Here is a 26,112-nt window from a genome sequence, read left to right on the forward strand (position 1 = left end):
ATGTTGCCGCTGTGAGTTGTTCGCTGTGAGTTGTTCATTGTGGGGGATGAAGGTCCAGGGCCAGAGGAACGTGGGATTGTGGGCTTTTCAATAATCACACGGCCGTCGAGCTGCTCTCCGCCCTGCGCACCGGGACCTTTTGCCTCGCGGACTTTCGGCGCTCGTGCGTGCCGGTGGGTGAGGCGGCATCGGAAAGCAGGTGCATGGATGGGGAAGTCGAGGCCTGTGTGGCGCTCGGGGCGCACGCGAGCCAGCCGGTGGCGGATCGACGCCGTGTGGGAAGCCACAGGCGAGGCGGAGCGCTGGCCGCGGGCGATGCTATCGGCTAAGCCTGAAGGTGCGCGGGCGCTAGACTGGGCGGCATGGCTTTTGCTGCTGAACACCCCCTGCTTCCCGAATCCGAGCACCGCGTCGTTGGCGACATCGAGCGCAGAGAGAAGAAATTCGAGGTCGTCTCCGAATACAACCCGTCGGGCGACCAGCCCGCGGCGATTGCGGAGCTCGACGAGCGCCTGAGCCGCGGCGAGCGCGACGTCGTCCTCATGGGTGCGACCGGTACCGGTAAGTCGGCGACGGCCGCGTGGCTCATCGAGAAGCAGCAGCGCCCGACGCTCATCATGGCGCCGAATAAGACGCTCGCCGCGCAGCTGGCCAACGAACTGCGCCAGTTGCTACCGAATAACGCGGTGGAGTACTTCGTCTCGTACTACGACTACTACCAGCCGGAGGCGTATATCGCGCAGACGGATACCTACATCGAGAAGGACTCTTCGATTAATGAGGACGTGGAGCGTCTGCGCCACTCGGCGACCTCGGCGCTGCTTTCGCGGCGTGACGTCGTGGTCGTCTCCTCGGTGTCCTGTATCTATGGCTTGGGTACGCCGCAGTCCTACTTGGACCGCTCGGTGGTGCTCGATGTCGACGATGAGGTGGATCGCGACCGCTTCCTGCGCCTACTCGTGGATATTCAGTACGAGCGCAATGACGTTGGTTTTACCCGCGGCACGTTCCGCGTTAAGGGCGACACCGTGGATATCATTCCGGCCTACGAGGAGCGCGCAGTGCGCATCGAGTTCTTTGGCGATGACATCGACGGTCTCTACTACATCCACCCGCTCACCGGCGACGTCATCGAGCAGGTCAACGAGGTCCGCATCTTCCCCGCGACGCACTACGTGGCGGGCCCGGAGCGCATGGCGCGCGCGGTCGAGGACATCAAGGCGGAGCTCAAGGAACGCCTTGAAGACCTAGAAAACCGCGGCAAGTTGCTCGAGGCCCAGCGCCTGCGCATGCGCACGGAGTACGACCTCGAGATGATCGAGCAAGTCGGCTTCTGCTCCGGCATCGAGAACTACTCGCGACACATCGATGGCCGCCCCGCGGGCTCGGCGCCAGCGACGCTGCTCGATTACTTCCCAGAAGACTTCCTTACGATCATCGATGAGTCCCACGTCACCGTGCCGCAGATTGGCGGCATGTTCGAAGGCGATATGTCGCGTAAGCGCAACCTTGTGGAGTTCGGCTTCCGCCTGCCTTCGGCGGTGGATAACCGGCCGCTCACCTTCGACGAGTTCGAGGAACGCGTGGGACAGACCGTCTATATGTCGGCGACGCCGGGCAACTTCGAGCTCACCGCATCCGACGGCGAGTACGTGGAGCAGGTCATTCGCCCGACCGGCCTCATCGACCCGAAGGTCACGGTGCGCCCGACCAAGGGCCAGATCGACGACCTCATTGACGAAATCCGCACCCGCACGGAGAAGAAGGAGCGCGTGTTGGTCACGACGCTCACTAAGCGCATGGCCGAGGACCTCACGGACTACCTGCTCGAGCACGGCATTAAGGTACGCTACCTGCACTCCGATATCGATACGCTCCAGCGCGTCGAGCTCCTGCGTCAGCTGCGCATGGGCGAATACGACGTGCTCGTGGGCATCAACCTTCTGCGTGAGGGCCTCGACCTCCCGGAGGTCTCGCTCGTGGCTATCCTCGACGCGGATAAGGAAGGCTTCCTGCGTTCCACGACGTCGCTCATCCAGACCATCGGTCGCGCCGCGCGTAACGTCTCCGGCGAGGTCATCATGTACGCGGATAAGGTCACTGACTCCATGGCCGAGGCCATCGAGGAGACGGAGCGCCGCCGCGAGAAGCAGATTGCGTACAACAGGGAACACGGTATCGACCCGCAGCCGCTGCGCAAGAAGATCGCGGACATCCTTGACCAGGTCTACGAGAACGCGGATGCTGCCGATGCCGCCGAGGGCGCGGCGGCCGCGTCCGACCCGGCGTCCATGGTGGAGCGTCCGGATGTTTCGTCCATGGCGACGGAGGAGGTCCAGAAACTCATCGACGACCTCACGGCGCAGATGGGCGAGGCAGCGCGCGAGCTCAAGTTCGAACTTGCCGGCCGCCTGCGCGATGAGATCATGGATTTGAAGAAGGAGCTGCGCGGTCTCAAGGAGGCGGGCATCTAGCGACGGATGTCGCGCGCAGCAGCTGGCGCGGCAAAAGCTCGCCGCGGGTTCGTGCGCGCGTTTATACTCAACAGTAGTGTGTGACGAATCGCACCATGAGTGGGGCGCCGTCACTTTTTCTCAAGTGTTGATGTGAAAGGAATTCTCTCATGCGGTATAAGACTATTGCGGTGGGAACGGACGGCTCTGATACCTCGCTGCGTGCCGTGCGCACCGCTGCGTCGATGGCGGCGGCGTACGACGCGGAGCTCATCATTGTCTCCGCGTTCGGCAGCCACGAAAACGTGGGCACGCGCTCGGGCGGAACTGCGGAAACGCCGATTATCTCCGAAGACATGTCGCAGACCTTCCTTAAGTCTGCCCAGGATGTTGCCGCGGAGGAGGGCGCGAGCAAGGTGCGCATTATCGCGAAGTCCGGCGACCCGGTGGCGACGATGCTCGAGGTGGGCAAGTATCACCGGGTTGACCTGCTCGTGGTGGGCAACAAGGGGCGCAATTCTGTGCGCGACCGCGTCATGGGGTCCGTGGCGACGGAGCTGATGCGCAAGGCATACGTCGATGTCGTTGTGGCGCACACAACGGAGGATCGCTAAACCTGCCAAATGGGGCTAGACTGGAACATCGACTGAGATCCCCCTCTATGAAAGGCCGCCATGAGCGATTACAACAAGATTGTCGTCGGTACCGATGGTTCCAAGTCCTCCCTGCTTGCAGTGGAGCGCGCAGCCAAGATGGCTGCCGCTTTCGATGCCACGCTGATTATCGGCTGCGCGTACTACGAGAACAAGGAAGAGGCGTCCAAGACCCTGCGTCAGGACTCCGTAACCATTCTGGGTGACGACAAGGCGAAGGCAAACCTTTCCGCAGGTCGCGAGCATGCAGAGAAGTTCGGTGTGAAGAGCATCGAGACCGCCGTGCGCCCGGGCACCCCGGTGCAGGCCCTCATGGCCATCGTTAACGAGTTTGGCGCCGACCTCCTCGTTGTGGGTAACCGCGGCATCAACTCCCTGACCGGTCGTCTGCTGGGCTCCGTCCCGGCCGACGTTGCTCGCCAGTCCGACTGCGACGTGATGATCGTCCACACTGTCAACTAAGACGGTGGCCGCGCCGAGCGCGCCGCGAACAGAAAGCCGGCCGGACTGAATTTTCGTTCAGTCCGGCCGGCTTCGTCGTGTCCGGTTTTAGAAACCAAGGTGGAGAAACACCGGTTTAGAATTCCCTCGCGCGGTAGGCCTCGAAGAGTTTGTTGCCGTCCGCGCCCTGGATGAAGGGGAGGGGGCCGAGCGCGGAGTCGCGTTCGTCCACGAGCGGGGTGAGCGAACCGTGGGAGAGCAGCTGCTCGCCCGGGGTGAGATTGCGGATAGCGATGGCTCGGACGCGGTCTGGGTGCTCCTCGGCTGCGTCGCCGTACGTGAGCGGGTCGTGTTGGCCGTCGTCGCCGACGAGAATCCACTTAATCTGCGGGAACGCAATGAACAGGTTGCGCAGCTGGACGCGCTTGTGTTCCTTGCCGCTGCGGAACAAGCCAGTGGGCGTGGGCCCCCAGTCCGTGAGCAGCATGGGGCCCTTGGGCAGGCCATTGTGCTCCAGGAAAGTCTCGAGGGTATCGAAGGTGTTCCAGGCACCGGTGGACAGGTAGATGACGGGCGCGTTGGGGTGGTCTTCGCGTAGCTTCTCGTAGAAGCGCGCCATGCCCGGTACCGGCTGGCGGGTATTTGTGCGCTTGACCCAGGAGTTCCAGGCGGCGGTCATGGCGCGAGGCAGCCAGGTGATGAGCACCGTGTCATCGATATCGCTTACAATGCCGGCATCCTGGTCGTCGCCGACGATGAGAACCTCCGCCGTCGTGGGCGGCTGGTCAGTGGGGATACCAGCGTTGGGATCTGCGAGGACCTCGATGGTCACGTCGTGCCAGCCGGGTGTGAGTCCGTGCCCATGGAGCTGGACGTCCACGTAGCCCTGGGCCGTGGAGTGCGTCGTGGCGGAGGCCTCGCCCGCGGTCACGCGGACGGGGATGCCGGGGGCTTGGACAGTGAAGAACTGCCGGTAGCCGCGCTGTGCCCACGCCTCGTTCTCGGGGGCTGCGGGATCGCCGTAAAGCACGCGGCCCAGCACGTGGACAGTCTCTTCGGAGCCATAGCCCTTGTAGGCAGTGACCTGAGGAAGCCAGCCACGCGCGGCGCTGCGCCGCACGTTGTAGTCGTTGATGGTGCGTTCGGCCTTATGGACGATATCTGAGAGTGCCATGGCCCCAGACTACGGAATCTCGCCCGACCGTGTCCCTCGGCTGCGTTAGCTTTCGGGGACCTCGGCGGGCAGCGGGCCGACGACGGTGAGCGTCTGCGTCGCGCGGGTCACGGCGACGTAGAGGTTCTGCCAGCCCTGTGGCGAGGCCTCGACAATGGCCCGCGGCTCGACGACGGTGACGTGGTCGAACTCGAGGCCCTTGACTGACTCCGCGGTGGCGGCGGTGACCACGGCGTGAAGGCGGCCTTCGGAATCGGTGAATGAAACTGTCTCGGAGCCCACCGCGTCTCNACCGTGAGCGCGTGGTGGCGGAACCGGGTGCCGACGAAGGCTTCGAGGGTTTCGGCCCAGGAGTCGACGCCTGCGGGGGAGCCGGTCTGCGCGGTGTCGCCGACGAGCGTCATCCAACGCGAGGGGCTGCGGCGGAAGACCATGCGCCACTCCATGGGCGTGAGCTCCTGGGCTTCGTCGATGATGACGTGGCCGTAGGCCCACGTGTGGTCAGCCTGGGCGCGCTGCGCCGTCGTGCGGTGGTCGCGGACCTCCTGGCGGCGGGCGAGGTGCTCAGCGTCGATGACGTCGGCAGCGGAGAGGATTTCCGCGTCAAACATGTCGTCGTCGTTATCTGTGGAATCTGACGAGGACAGGATGTCGAGGGCGTCCTCGGCGTCCGCGATCTGCTCGCGCCACGCGCGGTCTTCGGCCTCCTGCTGTTGCTGAGGGTCGGGCATGCCGATGAGGACGGCGAGCTCGTCGAGGAGTGCAGCATCGGAGGCGCTCCACGCCTCCGCGTCGGCGCGGTAGAGCGCCTCGCGCGTCTCGTCGTCGTAGTCGCCCGCGGCGAGGTCGATGGCGTCGCGGTCGCCGAGGAGCTCCGCGAGGACCTGCGTGGGCGTAAGCTCCGGCCAGTGCTCGTCAATGAAGTCAGTGACGACGCGGGTCTCCGCGAGATCGTCGTGGAGCTGATCGATGTCCGCCTGGCCGAGGAGGTTCTCGCCGCCGAGCGGGTCAGCACCGATCTTGTCTGCGAGTTGGCGGGCGAGCTGATCGATAAGGTGTTCCGCGAAGGCGCCGCGCGCGTCATTGTGCGGGCGGCGCGAGCGCCGTGCGCGGGTGCGCGCGGCCTTGACCATCGCCGGTGTCACAGTGAGGTCAAGGCTATCCACGCGCAGGGTCGCGGCTGATTCGGGGAGCGTTTGGTAGGCGCGCACCGCGTTAGTGAGAATTTCAACCATGGCCTCCGAGCCTTTTACTTCGCGGGCGTCGAGCGACTCGGGTTGCGTGCCCTCCACGCCGGGGAACATCGAGCCCACGGTGGCGAGCACGACGCCGGTCTCGCCGAGCTCGGGCAGGACGCGCGAAATGTAATCGAGGAACGTCGGGTTCGGCCCGATGATGAGCACGCCGGTGCTAGCGAGCAGATCGCGGTGGTTGTAGAGGAGGTAGGCCACGCGGTGGAGCGCGACGGCGGTTTTGCCGGTGCCGGGGCCGCCCTCGACGACCATGACGCCGCGTGTGGCGTCACGAATGATCTCGTCCTGCTCGCGTTGGATGGTCTCGACGATGGAGGCCATGTGGCCCGTGCGGGCGCGCTGCAGTGCGGCGTGGAGGGCGGACTCTCCAGCGACGTCGCTGGAGGCGGCACGGCCAAGCTCGGCGCCGGAGAGCACCTCGTCGTTGATGCCGGTGACGGTGCGACCCTTCGTCCGAATGTGGCGTCGGATGGTAACACCCTCGGGCTGGGCCGTGGTCGCGAGGTAAAAGGGGCGGGCCATGGGCGCGCGCCAGTCGAGCAGCAGCGTACGGTAGTCGTCCTCGCGGTCGTCCAGGCCCATGCGACCGATGTAGCGGCGGTCGAGGCCTTCGGGCGTTGGGTTATCGCCTGGGGCGTCGATATCGATGCGGCCGAAGACCAGGCCGAGCTGCGCGAGGTTGAGCTTGTCCAGCTTGCCCTGGAGGGCGTGGTACTCCGTCTCGCGGCGCACGAGGGCGTCCGAGTCCGGGTTCTGCGGATCGACGTCGAGCATGACCTTGCGCAGGCGCTCGTTGGAGGCGGCGACTTCGTCGTCAAGGCGTTGGAACAGGCCGTCGACATACGCCTGCTCGGCGCCGATGGCGTGGGTGGTGGCGTCGAGATGCTGGGAAGAATCTGGGGATGAATTCGGCATGAGGCAGACTCCTTGGCGTGACGCGGACATAGGCGGCGCGAGTGCGCCGGCATAAGAAATGCAGACGGATAAGCATACGCCTGTGCGAAGAAAAACGCGGCACGCGGCGAACGACGTGGTGTCGTTCGCCGCGTGGGAGCGGGAGACTAGATGCGGTCGCCCAGCTTCTTCAGGGCCTTAGCGATAGCCTTGTCAGCCTTGGCCTGCAGCTGGTCGGCCTTCTTTGCTGCCTTGCGCTGGTTGCGGGCAACGTCGATCTGGGAGACGGCCTTATCGGCGCGGGCCTGTGCCTTGGAGGCGTTCTTCACCAGAGCCTTGCGGGCGGTCTTCGAGTTGTCCTGGGCAGCGGCGAGGAAGTCCTGGCCCTGCTTCTTCCAGTCATCCGCGTTGTCATCGATGAAGCCCTCTACGGCCTCACGTGCGTCCTCGACGTAGGACTTGGCGGTGTCGAGGAAGTTACGGCCGGCCTTCTCCCAGTCGTCGCGGTTGTCGTCGACGTAGGCCTGAGCCTTCTCCGAGGTCTCGGTGAACCAATCCTGGGCCTGGGAGGAGAACTCCTGGGCGCGGTTGGAGACGTTGTCTGCGAACTTCTCGGACTCGGACTTGGTGGGTAGCGCCGCCTGAACCTTCTTAGAGGTGCGCTTGGTGACATCCTGTGCGCGCCAGCGCAGGGACGGGTTGCCCTCCGTGTCCTGGGTGAGGATGGCCAGGGCGCCGAGGAGCGCGGCGTTGGTGACGAAACCGTTGCGCTGGGATTCCTTCTCGGCCTTATCCTTGGCCTCCCAGAAAGCATTGCGTCCCAGGAGGGTCGCCAGCTGGGTAGCAGCGAGGATACCGGCCGAGGTGCGCGGGGCCTTGCCGAGGGCGAAGAGGGAACCAGCGCCGACCTTAGCGCTGCCCAGCCCGCGGGCAACGAGCTCCGGGTCGTTGGGGATGTAGCCCTTGTACTGGGCCGGCACGACCGTGCGGATCTTCTTGAGCAGCGACTCGGTCTCCTTGACGTGGTCCGAGGTGTTGCGCAGCGTGTCGACACCGTCCCAGACGAATACGGAAGCCAGCGCGGGGCGAGCAATCTTGCGGATCATGCCTAATTTCTCCTTGCGGTTTATTGGATTACTAACTAGTGCCTAGAGTACGCGGGATTACTGCGTGACGGGGCGAAAAACACAGGGGTGGGGTGAACCGAATGGCCTACCAGCGGCGCTCCCACCACTCAGGCAGGTGCGGGCGCTCGTCGCCCAACGTCGTGGGTTTGCCGTGGCCAGGGTGCACGATGGCCTCGTCCGGGTAAACATCAAAAAGACGCTCGGTTACATCTTTATAAAGACGAACGAAATCATTCTCCGAATTGGTCTTGCCTACGCCACCCGGGAAGAGGCTGTCGCCCACAAAGAGGTTGGTCATGCCGTCTATCGATGCCGCCAGCGCCGCGCCGCCTGGCGTGTGGCCGCGCAGAATAACAATGGGCAGCTCCTCGCCGGCGAAGTCAATGTGGTCGCCGTGCTGCAGCTCGACGTCGACGGGCGCGGGCAGGGCGGGAGAGTCGAGGAAGGCCGCGTAATGCGTGGCGCCGGTCTCGCGGAGGATCTCCTCGAGTGCGCGGACGTGATCCCAGTGGCGGTGGGTGGTGAGGACGGCCTCGATGGTCACGCCGGTATCGCGCGCCATCTGGAGGATGGCCGGGGCGTCATCGGCGGCGTCGATGAGGAGGCCGTGTGTACCGTCGTGAAGCAGGTAGCAGTTGTTGTCCATCTCACTGACGGAAATATGTTCTAATTTCAGTGCGTTAGTCATAGTGACAACCCTACGGGTATTTTTAAAGTTCGGAGCACAACCCAACCGGGCCGCCCCTTCTCGCGTCGCGCGGGAACGGGATGACGCGCCCGCTAAGAAGGGAAAGAAAACTAGTGGCAGATCGCCTCATCGTCCGCGGCGCCCGCGAGCACAACCTCAAAGGCGTCGACATCGACATCCCCCGCGACAAGATGGTCGTCTTTACTGGCTTGTCCGGTTCGGGAAAGTCCTCACTCGCGTTTGACACCATCTTCGCGGAGGGCCAGCGCCGCTACGTCGAGTCGCTGAGCTCCTATGCGCGCATGTTTTTGGGCCAGATGGACAAGCCGGACGTGGAATTTATCGACGGTCTCTCGCCGGCGGTGTCCATCGACCAGAAGTCGACGAACCACAACCCGCGTTCGACGGTGGGCACGATTACGGAGGTCTACGACTATCTGCGCCTGCTTTTCTCTCGTGCGGGCACGCCGCACTGCCCGGTGTGTGACGCCGTCATCGAGCGTCAGACCCCGCAGCAGATCGTTGATACCGTGCTGGAGAACGAGGAGAAGCTCAAGTTCCAGGTCCTCGCGCCCGTTGTGCGCAAGCGCAAAGGCGAATTCGTCGACCTCTTCGCGGACCTGTCCGCGCAAGGTTTTTCCCGCGTCCGCGTGGACGGCGAGATCCACCAGCTCACGGATCCGCCGAAGCTGAAGAAGCAGATCAAGCACACTATCGATGTGGTCGTCGACCGCCTGCAGGTCAAGGCCTCGGCGAAGCAGCGCCTCACGGACTCCGTGGAGACCGCGCTCAAGCTGGCCGATGGCCTCGTGACCATCGATTACGTGGACAACGAGGAGCTCACTCACACGTACTCGGAGAAGACCTCGTGCCCCAACGGGCACACACTCACCATCGAGGAATACGAGCCGCGCGCGTTCTCCTTCAACGCGCCCTTCGGCTCCTGCCCGGCCTGCGACGGCCTGGGCACGCGCCTCGAGGTGGACACGGAGTTGCTCATCCCGGACCCGGACGCTCCTGCCACGGAGGCCATTCAGCCGTGGCATTCCTCGCCGAACTCCCGCTATTTCGTAAAACTTGTCGAAGGCCTGGGCAAGACGCTTGGCTTCGACCCGCAGACCCCGGTGAGTGAACTTACCGAGGAGCAGCGCCACGCGCTCATCTATGGCACGGACGTGGAAGTCAACGTCCGGTATAAGAACCGCTACGGCCGCACCCGCAACTGGACCGCGCCCTTCGAAGGCGCCGTGGGCTTCCTCGAGCGCAAGCTCGAGACCGCGGATTCCGATTCGCAGAAGGACCGCCTCCTGCAGTACACGCGCCGCGTCGCCTGCCCGACCTGTGGCGGCACGCGTCTCAAGCCGGAAATTCTCGCGGTGCGCCTGGAATCCACCGCGCATGGCGAGCAGTCCATCGCGGGTCTCACGGCGCTGTCCATCGAGGACGCCGCGGAGTTTCTCGACTCGCTCGTGCTCGGATCCCGCGAGGAAATCATCGCTGGCGCCGTCCTTAAGGAAATCCAGGCCCGCCTGCGCTTCCTCCTCGATGTGGGGCTCAACTACTTGACGCTCGACCGCGGCGCTTCCACGCTGTCTGGCGGCGAGGCCCAGCGTATCCGCCTCGCCACGCAGATTGGCTCCGGCCTCGCCGGCGTCCTCTACGTCCTCGATGAGCCGTCCATCGGCCTGCACCAGCGCGATAACCAGCGCCTCATTAAGACCCTCAAGCGCCTGCGCGACATCGGCAACACGCTCATCGTCGTCGAGCACGACGAGGACACTATCCGCGAAGCCGACTGGCTTGTGGACGTCGGTCCGCGCGCCGGCGAATACGGCGGCGAGATCGTCTACCAGGGCGAGCCGGCCGGCATTGAGAAGGTCGAGGACTCGCTCACAGGCGCCTACCTCTCCGGCCGCCGCGAGCTCGCCGTGCCGGATCACCGCCGTGAGATCGATAAGGACCGCACGCTCAAGGTCGTCGGCGCCCGCGAGAATAACCTCAAGGGCATCAACGTGGAAATACCGCTGGGGGTCATGGTGTGCATCACCGGCGTCTCGGGTTCGGGCAAGTCCACCGTCGTCAACCAGATTTTGGCGAAGACCCTGGCCAATAAGCTCAACCGCGCCCGCCAGGTGCCGGGCCGCGCCAAGCGCGTCGAAGGCATCGAGCACCTGGACAAGCTCGTCCAGGTCGATCAGTCGCCCATCGGCCGCACGCCGCGCTCCAACCCGGCGACGTACACGGGAGTCTTCGACAAGATCCGCAACCTCTTCGCCGAAACCCAGGAGGCGAAGGTGCGCGGCTACAAGCCGGGACGCTTCTCCTTCAACGTCAAGGGCGGCCGCTGTGAGGCCTGCCACGGCGACGGCACGCTCAAGATCGAGATGAACTTCCTGCCGGACGTCTACGTCCCGTGCGAAGTCTGCGGCGGTGCGCGCTACAACCGCGAGACGCTCGAGGTTCACTACAAGGGCAAGAACATAGCCGAGGTCCTCGACATGCCGATTTCCGAGGCCGCCGAGTTCTTCGAGCCGATTACCTCCATCCACCGTTACCTCGCCACGCTCGTTGACGTGGGCCTCGGCTACGTGCGCCTGGGCCAGGCCGCGACCACGCTCTCCGGCGGCGAGGCCCAGCGCGTCAAGCTTGCTTCCGAGCTGCAGAAGCGCACCAACGGCCGCACTATCTACATCCTCGACGAGCCAACCACCGGCCTGCACTTCGAGGACATCCGCAAGCTCATGCTCGTCATCCAGGGGCTCGTGGACAAGGGCAACTCGGTGGTCATCATCGAGCACAACCTGGACGTTATCAAGGCTGCAGACTGGATTGTCGACATGGGGCCGGAGGGTGGCGCCGGCGGCGGCACCGTCGTGGCGCAAGGCACGCCGGAAGACGTCGCGAAGGTGGAAGAGTCCTACACGGGACAATTCCTCAAGGAGTTGCTGCCGCACTAGCCCGCGGCGTGCTTTAGACTCATGCGAATGAAAAAGTCGTTTCTGTGCGCAGGACTCATCCTCCCGCTCGCCGCATGCTCGCCAGCGCAGGAGCAGCCTTCCGATGCCCCCGCAGCCGCCGCTGGGGCCTCCGCCGCGGCGTCTGTGTCGGGCGAGTCAGGCCGCGCGGGGATTGAACGGCGTCTCGACGACCTCGTGGCCGACCTCGTTAAAGAACACCACGGTGCGGAGGTGGGCATCGCGCTCACGGATGCGCAGGGTACGCTCGCCGCCGGTGCGCCCGGCAAGGGCCCAGCGTGGTCCACCATCAAGGTTCCCATCGCTATTACCGCGCTGCGCGACGGTGCGACGACCGACCTCGTCGACGCAGCGATCACAGAGTCCGATAACGACGCGGCCTACGCACTGTGGTCCAAGGTGAAGTGGAGCGAGGACAACGCCACCGCCGCCATCGACGAAGTGCTCGCCGAGGGCGGCTCGAAAGCCACGTGGCAAAAGCCGGACGCGAACGGCGACGTGAGTTTTGGCTATGCCGAATGGCTCATCAAGGATCAGGCGACCTTTGCGGCGCACCTCAACTGCGTGGCCGATCACAAGCAGGTCTCGCGCGCAATGGGCGATATCGTCGAGTGGCAGCAGTATGGTCTCACCGCACTGGACAACACGCGTGCGAAGGGCGGCTGGGGCTTTGACGAGGACAGCGGACGCTATACCCAGCGTCAGTTCGGTGTCCTTGACGTGGGGGACACGAAGTCAGACGCGCATGGCTCCATCGGTATAGCGCTCACCGTGGTCTACAACGATATGGATGACTTTGGTTCCGAGCAAGACGCCTACGACGACGCGGTCAAGGCCCTTGACGACGCAGCGGGCGACCTCAAGGACATGATTTCCGAGGGTATCGACGACGGAACGCTCACCCCAGTTCACGACTGCGACGGCTTGCCGCGTGCACATGCAACCTCTGCGCCGGAGCACGCCTCGGAGAAAGGGGCATCGGTAAGCGCGGCGACGAGTTCCGAACCCGCCAGCTCGAGCCGTAGGCCAGCGGCGAACTCGGCGCGGAACTAGGCGGCGTGGCGAATTTGGTTCCGCGGGTCGGTGGTGTTAGTCTTAGTTCCACTACCGCCCGCAGAACCTTCCAGGAGGTCTCGGGTCACAAGCGGAGTTTCTCCCACCTGATGCCGCGTCTCACGCGTTGGCTCAAGGTAAAAGGGTCACCAGGCTTTCGGGTTTGGCAATTCTTTCGAGAGCTCCCGGCTGTGCACGCACAGACCGGGATTTTCGTTTGTGGTCGAGGTAGGCACACTACGAATCATCTTTATCAAGGAGACCACAATCAGCGCTGAAGCTCGCATTAATGAGCGTATCCGAGTGCCCGAGGTCCGACTCGTCGGCCCGGGCGGTGAACAGGTGGGCATCGTCCGTACCGATGATGCTCGCAAGCTCGCTTATGAAGCAGACCTAGATCTGGTCGAGGTTGCACCGAAGGCCAAGCCGCCGGTCGCCAAGATCATGGACTACGGCAAGTACAAGTACGAGCAGGCCCAGAAGGCTCGCGAGGCTCGCAAGAACCAGCAGCAGACTGTGGTGAAGGAACAGAAGTTCCGTCCGAAGATCGATGAACACGACTACGAGACCAAGAAGTCGAACGTGGTGCGCTTCCTGGAGAAGGGTTCCAAGGTCAAGGTGACCATCATGTTCCGTGGCCGCGAGCAGTCGCGTCCGGAGCTGGGTTTCCGCCTGCTGGAGCGTCTCGCCGAGGACGTCCAAGAAGTTGGCGTCGTCGAGTCGCGCCCCAAGCAGGATGGTCGCAACATGACCATGGTTTTGGGACCAGTCCGCAAGGGCAAGAAGTAGAACGAACAGAACTTTCGGGAATTAAGGACTTAACTCTCATGAAGCAGAAGACCCACAAGGGCATGGCCAAGCGTATTAAGGTGACCGGTTCCGGCAAGCTGCGCCGTGAGCAGGCTGGTCGTCGCCACCTGCTCGAGGGCAAGCCCTCCAAGCAGACCCGTCGCCTCAAGGGCGAGAAGGATGTCGCTCAGAACGACATCAAGCGCGTTAAGCGCCTGCTCGGCCGCTCCTAATAGCGCCGAATCAACCCACACTCAATAAACCACTAGATTTTTTAAGGAAGTATTACTGTGGCACGAGTCAAGCGCTCCGTTAACGCTAAGAAGAAGCGTCGCGCAATCCTCAAGTCCGCTAAGGGCTACCGCGGCCAGCGTTCCCGCCTTTACCGTAAGGCCAAGGAGCAGTGGCTGCACTCCATGACCTACGCTTACCGCGATCGTCGCGCCCGTAAGTCTGAGTTCCGCAAGCTGTGGATCCAGCGCATCAACGCTGCTGCCCGCATGAACGACATCACCTACAACCGTCTCATCCACGGCCTGCGCCTGGCTGAGATCGAGGTTGACCGCAAGATCCTCGCTGACCTTGCCGTTAACGACTTCGAGGCATTCTCCGCTCTCTGCGAGGCCGCTAAGGCTGCGCTGCCGGAGGACGTCAACGCTCCGAAGGCTGCCTAATTACTTAGGCTGAAGCTTCTTATGCCTCCTTCCACGTTTCTCGTGGAAGGAGGCGTTTGCGTTGTCTAAGCAGGCTTGTAAGGAAACACGCATGAAGGCAAAGAGTTGGATGGGGGCATTGCTCGGAGCGTGGGGCGGATTCGCTGGCGCGCCCGTGTGCTTTTAAGGCGTTGCGTTGGAACACTCAACCGATGCGGCTCGCAGCTTTGGGTTTATGGCGCCTTGGGGCCTCCGTTTGGGCCTGAGGCGCCATAAAACCAAAGTTGGCGTCGTGTGGCAGTAGCGCGCTATGTCTGGCTCGGGGTTGCGCCCGGCGCGGCTCCGCGAGCGAGGAGGTTGGAAGGGGCTCTGGCGTGGCTGATAGATTTGGGGGCATGAACCTCGACTTCGATAATGCCTTTACTGAGCGCACCCCGCGCATCGTCAACGCCGCCAAGCTGCACCGTTCCAAGGAGCGCAAGAAGGCAGGAAAGTTCATTATCGAGGGCGAAAATGCCGTCGACGCAGCAGTGTCGACCGGCGCCGCCACGGATATCTTTGTCACCGAGGCCGCCGCGCAGCGCTTTGACTATATCTTGACGGCCGCTGGCTACATGGACGTCTACGTCCACCCGATTACGGATAAGGCGGCGAGGCATCTGTCCGATACCGCAACGACCACGGGCCTCTTCGCGCTGTGCAAGCCCGTGTTGTGGTCCGCCGGCAAGATCCTCGCTGGCAAGCCGCGGCTGGTCTCCGTGCCCGTGCTGACCTCCGAGCCAGGCAATGCGGGCACGCTCATCCGTACCTCGGACGCGATGGGCGCGGACGGCGTCATCTTCGCGGGGGAGACGGTGGACCCTCTGGGCTGTAAGGTGGCGAGGGCATCGGCAGGCTCGCTGTTCCATGTCCCCGTCGCGCGCGAGCAGAACATTAAGGACGTGCTGGGACAGCTGCGAAAGTCCGGCATGCAGATCCTCGCTACGGCGGCCGATGGGGAAGTAGACCTTGCGGAGGCGGACCTCACCCAACCCACCGCTTGGCTCTTTGGCAATGAGGCCCACGGCTTGGGTGAGCTGCTCGAGGAAGCTGACGTGCGCGTGCGCATTCCCATCCGGGGCCGCGCTGAGTCCCTCAACCTCGCGACGGCGGCATCGATTTGCCTGTACGAGTCTGCGCAAGCGCTGAATTCTTCAGGCGCCTAACGCGTCGCTTGTGCGCCGTGCGCTTGCTCTTGACAACCCCCAAGTCGCTGGGGCGGGGGCCGTGACCCTCTGCGTCATTGCCGCGGAAGTAGCTGGTGGCTATGTGTGGCGGAAGATGACGTACCACGCCCGCCGGGACCGTTCTACTATGCCTGTGCACGGGGCGCCTATCCCGGTTGCCTGTCGGACTATTGAACTGCGCTAAGATAGCGGGCGTTAGTTTTCGCGCAAGAAGAAGGTTTTAAGGCACGTGTCCGACACTCCTCAGATCGAATTGACCGAAGCTGCGCTGGGCGCGGCTGCCGAATCCGCCATCGCGGCCTTCGACGCCGCTACGACGCTCGATGAGCTCAACGCCGCTCGCCGCGAGCACCTGGGTGACCAGGGCTATATCCCGCGGGCCCGCATGTCGCTGGGCCAGCTGCCGAAGAACGAGCGCAAGGACGCCGGCAAGGCCGTCAACATGGCCCGCGGCCGCATGGAAAAGCGCTTCGCACAGGTCAAGGAGGTGCTCGAGGCGCAGGCGCGTGAGGCACAGCTCAAGGCCGAGACCGTTGACGTTACGGTACCGACCACTCGCGCACAGACCGGTGCGCTGCACCCGATTACGACGCTGTCCGAGCGCATCGTCGACATCTTCATCGGCATGGGCTGGGAGATCGCGGACGGTCCCGAGGTCGAGGCCGAGTACTTCAACTTCGACGCGCTGAACTTCAAGCCGGACCACCCGGCCCGTACCCTGCAGGACACTTTCCACGTCTCGACGGCAGGATCCAAGCAGGTTTTGCGCACGCACACCTCGCCGGTGCAGGTGCGTACGATGCTCTCGCGCGACGTTCCGCTGTACATCGCCTGCCCGGGCCGCGTGTTCCGCACGGATGAGCTCGACGCGACGCACACTCCGGTCTTCCACCAGGTTGAGGGTCTTGCCGTGGACAAGGGTCTGACCATGGCGCACTTGCGCGGCACGCTCGACCACCTGGCCAAGGTCCTCTTTGGTCCGGAGACGAAGACGCGCATGCGCACCAACTACTTCCCGTTCACCGAGCCCTCGGCCGAGGTCGACGTCTGGTTCCCGAACAAGAAGGGCGGCGCCGGCTGGATCGAGTGGGGTGGCTGCGGCATGGTCAACCCCAACGTGCTCCGCGCCGTGGGTGTGGATCCGGAGGAGTACACCGGCTTCGCGTTCGGCATGGGCCTGGAGCGCACCCTCCAGTTCCGTAACGGCCTTACTGACATGCGCGACATGGTCGAAGGCGACGTTCGTTTCACCCTGCCGTTCGGCGTGCAGGCATAACCAAGAACCCAGAAAGGAAGAAAAGAACAATGCTTATTTCTCAGAGCTGGGTCACCCGCCTGCTGGATGCAAAGAACCCGGGCTGGTCCGTTACCGCCGAGGACCTCGACGCTGGCTACGTCCGCGTCGGCTTCGAGACCGAGGGCTACGAGCACCTGCCCGAAATCAAGGGCCCGCTCGTCATCGGCCGCGTCGAGTCCTTCGAGGAGCTCGAGGGCTTCAAGAAGCCCATCCGCTACTGCCAGGTCAACGTGGGCGACGCCAACGGCACGGGTGAGTTGCAGGGCATTATCTGTGGCGCCCGCAACTTCCGTCTCGGCGACTACGTCGTCGTCTCGCTTCCGGGCGCGGAGCTGCCCGGCGGCTTCAAGATCGCTGCGCGCAAGACCTACGACCACATCTCCAATGGCATGATGTGCTCGGCCGCGGAGCTCGGCATGTCCGAGAACTCCGCGGGCATTATCACCTTGGGCGAGGAGGTCGCTGACCTCGTGGGCCAGGACGCCCGTCCGGTTATCGGACTCGACGACACCGTCTTCGACGTCAACATCACGCCGGACCGTGGTTACGCGCTTTCGTTGCGTGGCCTCGGCGGAGAGGTTGCCTCTGCCTTCGGCCTCGAGTACGCCTGCCCGGCCGAAGATCCCTCCGTCGTGGGCATCGATGTCTCCGGCGTTCCGGCACCGAGCGGTGAGCTCATCGATGTCGACCTCAAACCGGAGACCAAGGCCGTGCGCTTTGGCCTGCGTAAGGTCAGCGGCATCGACCCGAACGCCCGCACGCCGTTCTGGATGGAGCGCGAGCTCATGCTGTGCGGTCAGCGCCCAGTCAACCCGGCGACGGACGTGACCAACTACGTCATGCTCCTGCTCGGCCAGCCCATGCACGCTTTCGACGCGAACGCCATCGAGGGTAACCTCGTCGTGCGTAACGCGCAGGCGGGCGAGAAGTTCGAGACCCTCGACCATGTGAAGCGCGAGCTTGACGCAGAAGACGTCGTCATCTGCGATGACAATGGCATCCAGTCCCTCGCGGGCGTCATGGGCGGTACCAAGTCCGAGATCGCGGACGACACCACGGACGTCTATTTCGAGGCCGCGAACTGGGATCCGATCACCGTGGCGCGCACCTCGCGCCGGCACAAGCTGTCCTCTGAGGCGTCGCGCCGCTTTGAGCGCGGCGTGGACCCGGCCATCGTCGAGGCTGCCCTCGATATCGCCTGCGCGCTGCTGGTGCAGATCGCCGGCGGCACCATCGAGTCCGGCCGTACGCTCGTGGGCGAGGTTCCTGCGCGCGAGCAGATCACGCTGCGGGCCGCGAAGCCGGCCGAGTACGCGGGCGTTGACTACTCGCGTGAGACCGTCATGAGCCGTCTCTACGAGGTGGGGTGCGAGATCGAGCAGTCTGGTGAGAACCTCCTGGTCACCCCGCCGACGTGGCGCTCCGACATCACGATGGACGTCGACCTCATCGAGGAAATCCTGCGCCTCGGGGGTCTGGAGGATATCCCGACCATCCTGCCGACCCCGGTGGGCGGCCGCGGTCTCACCCCGGCTCAGAAACGTCGCCGCGCCATAGGCCACGGCCTGGCCTACGCGGGCTACGCCGAGGTCATCCCGGCGCCGTTCGTCCGCAACGACACCTTCGACGTGTGGGGCCTGGACGCTGATGACGAGCGCCGCAAGACCGTCGAGGTCCAGAACCCGCTCGAGGCCGACAAGGCTATCCTGTCCACGACGCTGCTGCCGAACCTCCTCGAGACCATCGCTCGCAACGTCGCTCGCGGCCGCACGGATCTGGCCCTTTACGGCCTGCAGCAGGTCTCCTTCAAGCGTGCGGATGCTTCGCCGATGCCGTCGGTCGAGTCCCGTCCGTCCGAGTCCACGGTCGAGGAGCTGCTGGGCACCCTTCCGTACCAGCCGCTACACGTCGCGACGGTCGCTTCCGGCAACATTGAACACGAGGGTCCCTGGGGCCAGGGCCGCGCGTACACCTACGCCGATTCCATCGAGTCCGCACGCCTCGTCGCGCGCGCCGCTGGCCTGGACCTGGCCGTTGAGTCGGCCTCCGAGCTGCCGTGGCACCCGGGCCGTTGCGCCGCCCTCAAGGTCGCGAACGCGGACGGCACGGTTGCTGCCGATGCCCCCATCGTCGGCTACGCCGGCGAGCTCCACCCACAGGTCGTTGAGGCCTTGGGCCTTCCGGCCCGTACCTGCGCCATGGAGCTCGACGTCACGGCGCTGCCGCTCGAGGAGCGCTTCCCGGCGCCGGTGCTCTCCGCTTTCCCGGCGCTGCACCAGGACATCGCCCTTGTCGTCGACGAAGCGACACCGGCCGAGGACGTGCGTCGCGTGATTGAAGAGGGCGCGGGCGACTTGCTCGAAAACGCTGCGCTCTTCGACGTCTTCCGTGGAGCGCAGCTGGGCGAGGGTAAGAAGTCTCTGGCCTTCACGCTGCTCTTCCGCGCGGGCGACCGCACGCTCACCGATGAAGAGGCCAACGAGCACCGCCTCGCCGCGGCCGAGCTGGCCAAGGAGCGTCTCGGCGCTGAGATGCGCGCGTAGTTACGTTTGCGTCTGAGGAACGGCACGACCATGTCGATGGTCGTGCCGTTTGCCTGTCGTGGGCGGAGCCGAGCGTACGCGCCTGTGGTCGACCATGGCACCGGAGCGCGGGCGGAGTGCGTTGCGCTGTCTGTGCTGACGGAATGTTGTGTGCCACGGAGCGGTGTCCAGTGAGGTGTTCGACGAAATAATGTTGCACACAGGGTGATGCGGATCATATTTTGGGAGTGGAATTGTTTCCCAAACTCAAGGACCTATCATGACCCATCGCTTCTTTTCCTCTTTGGCCCGCAGGGCAGCCGCCGTCCTCGGCGGTACCGTGCTGGCCAGTGCGCTGTTGGGAGCCCCGGCTGCTCAGGCGCAGAATCTGCGCGGCCTGTCGAACGCGGACGGCAGCATTCAGTGTGAATACGGCGACGTGGGTGGCACGTACATCCGCTGCCACAGCCCGGGCGCACGCGCCACGCGCACTGAGTGCAATCCACCCAACTATCTCGTTCCGCGCGTTCAGTATTCCAACGGTGAGTCGTGGGCGGACTGCTTCAATCAGGGGCTGTCGGTGACGAACTTTAAGAAGCTGCGCCCGGGCGAGGTATTCCAGTTCAAGGAGCTTGCGGTCATCGCTGACCTGCAGGGTGGCCTGCACCTGGTGAGCCCTAGTGGTTACGCCGGTTACGTGGGCAAGACGGCTATTGATGATGCCTCGGGCATGGGCAAGGTGTCTTCCCGCGCTGTCTAAGGAAGCGCATCGGGCCGACACCGCGCCGCTTCGAGTGGCGCCGCGTGCGACTCGGGGCGGTGCGTCGTGCGGCGTGGGGGATTCGGTCGGGGGAAAGAAATAGCGCCTGCATAATTTACAGTCGATTGCATATTTGCTAGGATGTCTCCATGGCTATCACAGTTGCAGTTGCAGGCGCCTCCGGTTACGTCGGTGGCGAAGTCTTGCGCCTTCTTTTGAATCACCCGGCGTACCTGTCGGGTGAGCTCGAGATTGGCGCCCTGACCGGACACTCCACCGCGGGGGAGTCCGTGGGCGCGCTTATGCCGCACCTTCCGCAGCTGCGCGAGCGACGTATCGTCGATACGACTGTCGAGAACCTCGCCGGCCACGACGTTGTCTTCTTGGGTCTGCCGCACGGCCACTCCGCGGAGATCGCCAAGACGCTGGGGGAGGAGGTTCTCGTCATCGACTGTGCCGCGGACTTCCGTTTGAAGGATAAGGCGGCCTGGGACGCCTACTACGACGGCGAGTACGCGGGCAGCTGGCCCTACGGCATCCCGGAGATGCCGGGGCACAGGGAAGCCATCGCGCAATCCAAGCGCGTGGCCGTGGCCGGATGTTTCCCCACGACCACAACGCTGGGTGCGTTGCCGGCCGTCGCCAAGGGGCTCATCGAGCCGGACATCTCGGTAATCGCCGTGACCGGCGTGTCCGGCGCGGGCAAGAAGGCCTCCGTGGCGCAACTGGGCGCAGAGACGATGGGCAACGTGCGCGCGTACAAACCGGGCGGCTCGCACCGCCACACGCCGGAGATGGTGCAGAACCTCTCCGAGTACTCGCAGCAGGGTCCAGTCGCCGTGAGCTTTACGCCTGTGCTGGCGCCCATGTCGCGCGGCATCCTTGCGACGATCACAGCCAAGCTTGCCCCAGGCGTGGACGCTGCGGCGGTGCGCGCAGCATACGAAGAGTTCTACGCAGACGAACCGTTCTGCCTCGTGCTGCCGGAAGGCCAGCAGCCGGAGACCCAAAACGTGGTGGGGTCCAACATGGTCCACATCCAGGCGCACGTCGATGACATCACGGGTCGCCTCATCGTCACGGCAGCGCTCGACAACTTGTGCAAGGGTACCGCCGGTGGCGCGGTGCAGTGCATGAACCTGGCGCTCGGCCTGCCGGAGACCGCAGGGCTGCCGCAGGCGGCGGTGGCCCCCTAAAGGGGCGGATTGACGATATTGAGCCAACTAGATGCAGGGTGAAGAGGAAAATAGAAACATGACTATCGGTGTACTCGCAGCGCAGGGTTTCGCGGCCGGCGCGACGACGGCAGGAATCAAGCCGTCCGGAAAATCAGACATGGCGCTCGTGGTCAATGAGGGCCCGGAATTCAACGCCGCCGGCGTCTTTACGCGCAACCGCGTCAAGGCCGCACCCGTGAAGTGGTCGCAGAAGATTATTGCTGATGGATCGCTCCACGCGCTCGTCATCAACGCAGGCAACGCGAATGCGTGCAACGGCGCTCAAGGTGACGAGGACGCGCAGGCGATGGCCGAGGCCACGGCGCAGGCGCTAGGCGTTGATGGCACGGACGTCGCGGTGTGCTCGACGGGCCTCATCGGCGAGCCCATGCCTATGGACAAGGTGCTCGCGGGTATCGAGTCCGTAACAAAGCTCGGCGCGGCGGGCAACGACGCCGCGATGGCAATTATGACGACGGATACGGTCTCTAAGGAAGTCGGTGTCGAAGGCAACGGGTGGACCCTCGGCGGCATGGGCAAGGGCGTGGGCATGATGGCGCCAAACCTCGCCACCATGCTCGTGTGTCTCACCACGGACGCGAAGGTGACGCCGAAGGCTCTGCGTGCGGCGCTGGAGGCGGCATCGGCAGTAACGTTCAATACCTTGGACGTGGACGGCTCGACGTCGACGAACGACACCGTCATCATCATGGCCAACGGTGCGTCCGGCGTGGAACCTACCCAGGAGGAGCTCAACGCGGCGGTACTCGAGGCCTGTGCCGGCCTAGCCGACATGATGCAGGCCGATGCCGAGGGCGTGACCAAGCGCGTGAAGATCACCGTCGAGGGCGCCGATTCGGACGCCGAGGCGCTCAACGCCGCGCGCACCATTGGCCGCGACAACCTGTTTAAGTGCGCGATGTTTGGCTCAGATCCGAACTGGGGCCGCGTACTCGCAGCCGTGGGCATGGCGGATGCCGCCATGGAACCGGAGAAGATTTCCGTCTTCTTCAATGACCAGCCGGTGTGCGTGAACTCCACTAGCGCGCCTGGTGCCCGCGATGTGGACCTCTCCGGCGAGGATATCGACGTGCGCGTCGACCTCGGCACCGGCGGACCGGGCTCCGCCTTCGTGCGCACGACTGACCTCTCCCACGCCTACGTCGAGATCAACTCGGCGTACAGCTCCTAAGGCGGCCGATACCATGATGAAAGGTCTTACCGATCAGGATCGTGCGACAGTCCTCTCTGAGGCACTGCCGTGGCTTCAACACTTCCGCGACAAGATCGTCGTCGTGAAGTACGGCGGCAACGCGATGGTGGACGACTCGTTGCGGGAAGCATTCGCCAAAGACATGGTTTTTCTGCGCACCGTGGGCGTCAAGCCCGTGGTCGTTCACGGCGGCGGGCCTCAGATTTCCCAGATGCTGGCACGCACGGGCCTGGAAGGCGAGTTCAAAGGTGGCTTTCGCGTCACCACTCCCGAGGTTCTTGAGGTCGTACGGATGGTGCTCTTTGGAAAGGTGGGCCGCGAACTCGTGGGGCTCATCAATTCCTACGGCCCCTATGCGGTGGGCACCTCCGGCGAGGATGCCGGGCTCTTTACCGCCGAAAAACGACTGGTAGAAGTCGACGGGACTCCCACAGATATCGGCCAAGTCGGCGATATCGTTGACGTTAATCCAGCAGCCTTGATGGATATCATCGATGCGGGCCGGATTCCGGTGGTCTCGACGATTGCGCCGGGCACCGACGGCGAGGTTTACAACATCAACGCTGACACCGCAGCGGGTGCGCTGGCCCAAGCAATCGGCGCGGAGCGCCTGCTCATCCTCACCAATGTTGAGGGCCTCTATACCGACTGGCCAGACCGCGATTCCTTGGTGTCCAAGATTGAAGCGGCGCAACTCGCGTCCCTGCTGCCGCGGCTCGATTCGGGCATGATCCCCAAGATGGAGTCGTGCCTGCGGGCCGTCGAAGGTGGCGTCGCCGCTGCCCACGTCATCGACGGCCGTTCGGCCCACGCCGTGCTCCTTGAGCTGCTTACCCCCGGCGGCATCGGCACGATGGTGTTGCCCGATGACTACAACCGCAACGAATACCCCGACGGAACCATCTTCAGGAAGGACGATCGCGCATGAGCGACAACAACAAGGGCCTCGTAGCCCGGTGGGGCGACAACCTCATGGACAACTACGGCACGCCGCCCATTGGCATTGTCTCCGGCTACGGCTCCATCCTCGTAGGCGAAGACGGCAAGGAATACATCGACTTACTCGCCGGCATTGCCGTCAATGCGCTGGGACAGGCACACCCCAAGGTCGTTGAGGCCGTCACGGAACAGATCTCTACGTTGGGTCACGTGTCTAACCTCTTCGCGTCGCAGCCGGTTATCGACGTGGCGGAAAAACTGCGGGCTCGTGTCGGAGATACTTCTGCCCGCGTTATCTTTGCCAACTCCGGCGCCGAAGCCAACGAGGCGGCCTTCAAACTCGCGCGTCTGACTGGCCGCCGGCGCATACTGGCCGCTGAACACGGTTTCCATGGCCGCACGATGGGCTCGCTCGCGATGACGGGGCAGCCCAGCAAGCGGAAGGCCTTTGAACCGATGCCCGGTGGAGTGGAGTTTTATCCCTACGGGGATATCGACTACTTGCGAAAGCTCGTAGAGATGAACCCCTCGGACACCGCAGCTATCATCCTGGAACCGATTCAGGGCGAAACCGGGGTCATCCCGGCGCCGGAGGGCTTTCTCCAGGGGGTGCGCGCTCTCTGTGATGAAAATGGGATGCTCATGATCGTCGACGAGGTGCAGACCGGAGTCGGCCGTACGGGCGAATTTTTTGCGCACACGGCGGCCGGGGTTAAGCCCGATGTCATCACTATGGCGAAAGGGCTCGGCGCCGGGTTACCTGTTGGCGCGTGTATAGCACGGGGAGCGGCAGCGAAACTATTCACGCCGGGATCGCACGGTACGACATTCGGCGGAAACCCGGTAGTCTGCGCAGCGGCCAACGTTGTACTGGACTTATTGGACGAGGACTTCTTGGCAGAGGTAGCGCGCAAGGGCGAGCTATTTGTGCGTGAGCTGAGCACAATACCGTATATTATGCAGATCCGCGGACGAGGGCTTATGCTGGGAGCCGTATTAAATGCACCCGTGGCCAAGCAGATTGTCGCGAAGGGGCTTGAGCACGGACTCATCCTCAACGCGCCGGCAGCTGACGTTATTCGTTTGACGCCGCCGCTCATCATCACCGACGAGGAAATTACTCGGGCAGCCGCGGGACTGGCAGCCGTTGTCGAGGAGATTGAAAAGGAGGAAGCCTAGACCATGCGCCATTTTCTCGTAGACGATGATCTGTCGCCGGCGGAGCAAGCAGAGGTGCTCGACCTTGCTGCACAGATGAAGGTGGACCGCTTTGCGCACCGCCCTCTCGAAGGCCCGCAGTCGGTTGCCGTGCTCTTCGATAAGACATCGACGCGCACTCGCTTCTCCTTTGAAGCAGGTATCGCGGAGCTGGGCGGCCACGCTGTTGTGACCAACACTGGATCGACGCAAATGGGCAAAGGAGAGACGCTGCAAGACACGGCGGCGGTGCTCTCCCGTTATGTTTCGGCCATTGTGTGGCGCACCTATGACCACGCCAATTTTGCGGCTATGGCGGAGACTACGCGCGTGCCGCTCATCAACGCGCTGTCTGAGGATTTCCATCCGTGCCAAATCCTCGCCGACTTGCAGACGATCCGTGAGAACTTTGGAGCCACCCAAGGGTTAAAGGCGGTCTACCTCGGCGATGGCGGCAACAACATGGCCAACTCGTACATGATTGGTTTCGCCACCGCCGGTATGGACATCGCTATTGTCGCGCCACCGGAGTTCCAACCCCGCGCAGAGTACGTGCAGCGCGCCGAAGCGCGAGCGGAGCTTACGGGGGCGACCGTGACGGTTACGGAGTCGCTTGACGCCGTTGCAGGTGCCAATGTTGTGATCACTGATACCTGGGTGTCGATGGGACACGAAAATGACGGGATCGACCGCCGGACGCCGTTCCTGCCGTACCAGGTCAACGGCGCTGTCATGGACCGTGCGGCGGAAAACGCCATCTTCCTGCATTGCCTTCCGGCGTACCGCGGCAATGAGGTGGCGGCCAGTGTCATCGACGGCCCGCAGTCGCGGGTATTCGACGAAGCAGAAAATCGCCTGCACGCGCAAAAAGCCGTGCTTGCGTGGCTGCTTCGCCACCAAAACGATTAACAAACGAGGAGATCAACCCCCATGCCCACCAACCCGGCCAATCGCAACGCGCGCCAAGCAAAGATTTTGGAAATCCTTGATCGCTCGCGCGTGACGAGCCAGGTGCAGTTGTCTGAAATGCTGCTCGAAGAAGGCATCGACATCACGCAGGCCACGCTGTCGCGTGACTTAGATGAGCTGGGGGCCAAGAAGGTCAAGCGGGACGGTGGTCGCTCGTTTTACATGGTGGGTGGTGAGCTCGAGCAGTTCGATGACCAGGTCAATGGACCGCGGGAGAAATTGCGTCGCATGCTCGATGAGCTCGTCACCACCACGGATCACTCAGGCAATATCGGCATGCTGCGCACACCCGCGGGCGCGGCGCAATACCTGGCGTCCTATATCGACCGTGCTGGGATTCCAGATGTTGTGGGCTGTATTGCTGGCGATGACACGATCTTCATCCTGGCTCGAGATCCGATCACTGGTGAGGAATTGGTGCGCAATTTGGTGCGTAATTAGTTGATGTTTTAGCCCTGCTCCCGCGCTGCGCCGCTGTCCGGCTCCCGCGGGTGGCAGGGCATGAGTGCCTCCACCGTCATAGACCATTTTCCGCGGTCAGGCGGTTGCACAGTGCGCGCGCAGTCATCATCGAAAGGGAGTGTTTTACATCCCGCATACGTTTCGTATATTATCGAGT

The 26,112-nt window shown here is 63.6% G+C and carries 21 protein-coding genes and 1 pseudogene; 18 read left to right on the top strand and 4 right to left on the bottom strand.

All coding sequences use genetic code 11. The annotated features are described in order from the left end of the window. The first annotated feature begins 362 nt into the window (after positions 1-362). From uvrB to BN9444_RS08100, 3 genes are all read left to right on the top strand, one after another. Entirely contained in the window at positions 363-2,474 is a 2,112-nt protein-coding gene (gene uvrB, locus BN9444_RS08090) for an excinuclease ABC subunit UvrB (RefSeq protein ID WP_066484494.1), read from the top strand. Between the two features lie 149 nt (positions 2,475-2,623). Beyond that, positions 2,624-3,067 (top strand): universal stress protein, encoded by a 444-nt coding sequence (locus tag BN9444_RS08095; protein WP_066484488.1) that lies wholly within the window; start codon positions 2,624-2,626, stop codon positions 3,065-3,067. Positions 3,068-3,127: 60 nt separating this feature from the next. Further along, entirely contained in the window at positions 3,128-3,568 is a 441-nt protein-coding gene (locus BN9444_RS08100; protein WP_066484484.1) for a universal stress protein, read from the top strand. A 115-nt stretch (positions 3,569-3,683) separates the two neighbouring features. Here BN9444_RS08100 and BN9444_RS08105 read toward each other — a convergent pair whose 3' ends face one another. The 4 genes and pseudogenes from BN9444_RS08105 to BN9444_RS08120 form a co-directional block, all read right to left on the bottom strand. Beyond that, positions 3,684-4,721, bottom strand: coding sequence for an App1 family protein (locus tag BN9444_RS08105; RefSeq protein ID WP_068801744.1), 1,038 nt, complete (start codon positions 4,719-4,721; stop codon positions 3,684-3,686). Between the two features lie 45 nt (positions 4,722-4,766). Then, positions 4,767-6,889, bottom strand: a pseudogene (locus tag BN9444_RS08110) (HelD family protein). A gap of 146 nt (positions 6,890-7,035) precedes the next feature. After that, the gene (locus tag BN9444_RS08115; protein ID WP_066510325.1) at positions 7,036-7,974 is read right to left on the bottom strand and encodes a DoxX family protein; all 939 of its coding nucleotides are present in this window, start codon (positions 7,972-7,974) and stop codon (positions 7,036-7,038) included. 106 nt (positions 7,975-8,080) lie between these two features. Further along, a complete protein-coding gene (locus tag BN9444_RS08120; protein WP_068801745.1) occupies positions 8,081-8,683 on the bottom strand; it encodes an MBL fold metallo-hydrolase in 603 nt (200 codons plus the stop codon). Positions 8,684-8,796: 113 nt separating this feature from the next. On the opposite strand from BN9444_RS08120, the gene uvrA reads away from it, so the two are divergent. The 15 genes from uvrA to BN9444_RS08195 all read left to right on the top strand — a co-directional run bounded on the left by uvrA (position 8,797) and on the right by BN9444_RS08195 (position 25,934). After that, entirely contained in the window at positions 8,797-11,640 is a 2,844-nt protein-coding gene (gene uvrA / locus BN9444_RS08125) for an excinuclease ABC subunit UvrA (RefSeq protein ID WP_068801746.1), read from the top strand. A 27-nt stretch (positions 11,641-11,667) separates the two neighbouring features. Next, on the top strand, positions 11,668-12,711 hold the full coding sequence (locus tag BN9444_RS08130; protein WP_068801747.1) for a serine hydrolase: 1,044 nt from the start codon (positions 11,668-11,670) through the stop codon (positions 12,709-12,711). Between the two features lie 219 nt (positions 12,712-12,930). After that, the gene (gene infC / locus BN9444_RS08135) at positions 12,931-13,500 is read left to right on the top strand and encodes a translation initiation factor IF-3 (RefSeq protein ID WP_141629043.1); all 570 of its coding nucleotides are present in this window, start codon (positions 12,931-12,933) and stop codon (positions 13,498-13,500) included. Between the two features lie 38 nt (positions 13,501-13,538). Further along, the gene (rpmI, locus tag BN9444_RS08140; protein WP_066484451.1) at positions 13,539-13,733 is read left to right on the top strand and encodes a 50S ribosomal protein L35; all 195 of its coding nucleotides are present in this window, start codon (positions 13,539-13,541) and stop codon (positions 13,731-13,733) included. A gap of 57 nt (positions 13,734-13,790) precedes the next feature. Further along, a complete protein-coding gene (gene rplT / locus BN9444_RS08145; protein ID WP_066484446.1) occupies positions 13,791-14,174 on the top strand; it encodes a 50S ribosomal protein L20 in 384 nt (127 codons plus the stop codon). Between the two features lie 374 nt (positions 14,175-14,548). Continuing rightward, on the top strand, positions 14,549-15,358 hold the full coding sequence (locus tag BN9444_RS08150; RefSeq protein ID WP_066510321.1) for a TrmH family RNA methyltransferase: 810 nt from the start codon (positions 14,549-14,551) through the stop codon (positions 15,356-15,358). A 250-nt stretch (positions 15,359-15,608) separates the two neighbouring features. Then, the gene (gene pheS / locus BN9444_RS08155) at positions 15,609-16,655 is read left to right on the top strand and encodes a phenylalanine--tRNA ligase subunit alpha (protein WP_068801748.1); all 1,047 of its coding nucleotides are present in this window, start codon (positions 15,609-15,611) and stop codon (positions 16,653-16,655) included. Between the two features lie 29 nt (positions 16,656-16,684). Beyond that, a complete protein-coding gene (gene pheT / locus BN9444_RS08160; RefSeq protein WP_068801749.1) occupies positions 16,685-19,219 on the top strand; it encodes a phenylalanine--tRNA ligase subunit beta in 2,535 nt (844 codons plus the stop codon). Between the two features lie 259 nt (positions 19,220-19,478). Beyond that, the gene (locus BN9444_RS08165) at positions 19,479-19,958 is read left to right on the top strand and encodes a hypothetical protein (RefSeq protein WP_141681527.1); all 480 of its coding nucleotides are present in this window, start codon (positions 19,479-19,481) and stop codon (positions 19,956-19,958) included. A 149-nt stretch (positions 19,959-20,107) separates the two neighbouring features. Continuing rightward, positions 20,108-21,154, top strand: a complete 1,047-nt coding sequence (gene argC / locus BN9444_RS08170; protein WP_066510307.1) for an N-acetyl-gamma-glutamyl-phosphate reductase — start codon at positions 20,108-20,110, stop codon at positions 21,152-21,154. A 58-nt stretch (positions 21,155-21,212) separates the two neighbouring features. Continuing rightward, complete coding sequence (gene argJ / locus BN9444_RS08175) at positions 21,213-22,367, top strand: bifunctional glutamate N-acetyltransferase/amino-acid acetyltransferase ArgJ (RefSeq protein ID WP_066484418.1); 1,155 nt, start codon at positions 21,213-21,215, stop codon at positions 22,365-22,367. A 13-nt stretch (positions 22,368-22,380) separates the two neighbouring features. Continuing rightward, entirely contained in the window at positions 22,381-23,316 is a 936-nt protein-coding gene (gene argB / locus BN9444_RS08180; RefSeq protein WP_066510304.1) for an acetylglutamate kinase, read from the top strand. After that, positions 23,313-24,506 (top strand): acetylornithine transaminase, encoded by a 1,194-nt coding sequence (locus tag BN9444_RS08185; protein ID WP_066510302.1) that lies wholly within the window; start codon positions 23,313-23,315, stop codon positions 24,504-24,506. The genes argB and BN9444_RS08185 overlap by 4 nt, the downstream gene beginning before the upstream one ends. A 3-nt stretch (positions 24,507-24,509) precedes the next feature. Beyond that, positions 24,510-25,433, top strand: coding sequence for an ornithine carbamoyltransferase (gene argF / locus BN9444_RS08190; protein ID WP_066510300.1), 924 nt, complete (start codon positions 24,510-24,512; stop codon positions 25,431-25,433). A 21-nt stretch (positions 25,434-25,454) separates the two neighbouring features. Beyond that, complete coding sequence (locus tag BN9444_RS08195; RefSeq protein WP_066484402.1) at positions 25,455-25,934, top strand: arginine repressor; 480 nt, start codon at positions 25,455-25,457, stop codon at positions 25,932-25,934. Positions 25,935-26,112: the final 178 nt, after the last annotated feature.

Origin of the sequence: Corynebacterium phoceense (assembly GCF_900092335.1) — a bacterium.
GTDB lineage: Bacteria > Actinomycetota > Actinomycetes > Mycobacteriales > Mycobacteriaceae > Corynebacterium > Corynebacterium phoceense.

Bases quoted from the DNA above. Each gene is read 5' to 3' on its own strand.
- BN9444_RS08165 (WP_141681527.1), top strand. From the start codon at position 19,479: ATGACCCATCGCTTCTTTTCCTCTTTGGCCCGCAGGGCAGCCGCCGTC.
- argJ (WP_066484418.1), top strand. From the start codon at position 21,213: ATGACTATCGGTGTACTCGCAGCGCAGGGTTTCGCGGCCGGCGCGACG.
- BN9444_RS08095 (WP_066484488.1), top strand. From the start codon at position 2,624: ATGCGGTATAAGACTATTGCGGTGGGAACGGACGGCTCTGATACCTCG.
- argC (WP_066510307.1), top strand. From the start codon at position 20,108: ATGGCTATCACAGTTGCAGTTGCAGGCGCCTCCGGTTACGTCGGTGGC.
- uvrB (WP_066484494.1), top strand. From the start codon at position 363: ATGGCTTTTGCTGCTGAACACCCCCTGCTTCCCGAATCCGAGCACCGC.
- BN9444_RS08120 (WP_068801745.1), bottom strand. From the start codon at position 8,683: ATGACTAACGCACTGAAATTAGAACATATTTCCGTCAGTGAGATGGAC.
- BN9444_RS08195 (WP_066484402.1), top strand. From the start codon at position 25,455: ATGCCCACCAACCCGGCCAATCGCAACGCGCGCCAAGCAAAGATTTTG.
- BN9444_RS08130 (WP_068801747.1), top strand. From the start codon at position 11,668: ATGAAAAAGTCGTTTCTGTGCGCAGGACTCATCCTCCCGCTCGCCGCA.
- argB (WP_066510304.1), top strand. From the start codon at position 22,381: ATGATGAAAGGTCTTACCGATCAGGATCGTGCGACAGTCCTCTCTGAG.
- BN9444_RS08105 (WP_068801744.1), bottom strand. From the start codon at position 4,721: ATGGCACTCTCAGATATCGTCCATAAGGCCGAACGCACCATCAACGAC.
- pheT (WP_068801749.1), top strand. From the start codon at position 16,685: ATGCTTATTTCTCAGAGCTGGGTCACCCGCCTGCTGGATGCAAAGAAC.
- BN9444_RS08115 (WP_066510325.1), bottom strand. From the start codon at position 7,974: ATGATCCGCAAGATTGCTCGCCCCGCGCTGGCTTCCGTATTCGTCTGG.
- argF (WP_066510300.1), top strand. From the start codon at position 24,510: ATGCGCCATTTTCTCGTAGACGATGATCTGTCGCCGGCGGAGCAAGCA.
- BN9444_RS08150 (WP_066510321.1), top strand. From the start codon at position 14,549: ATGAACCTCGACTTCGATAATGCCTTTACTGAGCGCACCCCGCGCATC.
- BN9444_RS08100 (WP_066484484.1), top strand. From the start codon at position 3,128: ATGAGCGATTACAACAAGATTGTCGTCGGTACCGATGGTTCCAAGTCC.
- BN9444_RS08185 (WP_066510302.1), top strand. From the start codon at position 23,313: ATGAGCGACAACAACAAGGGCCTCGTAGCCCGGTGGGGCGACAACCTC.
- rpmI (WP_066484451.1), top strand. From the start codon at position 13,539: ATGAAGCAGAAGACCCACAAGGGCATGGCCAAGCGTATTAAGGTGACC.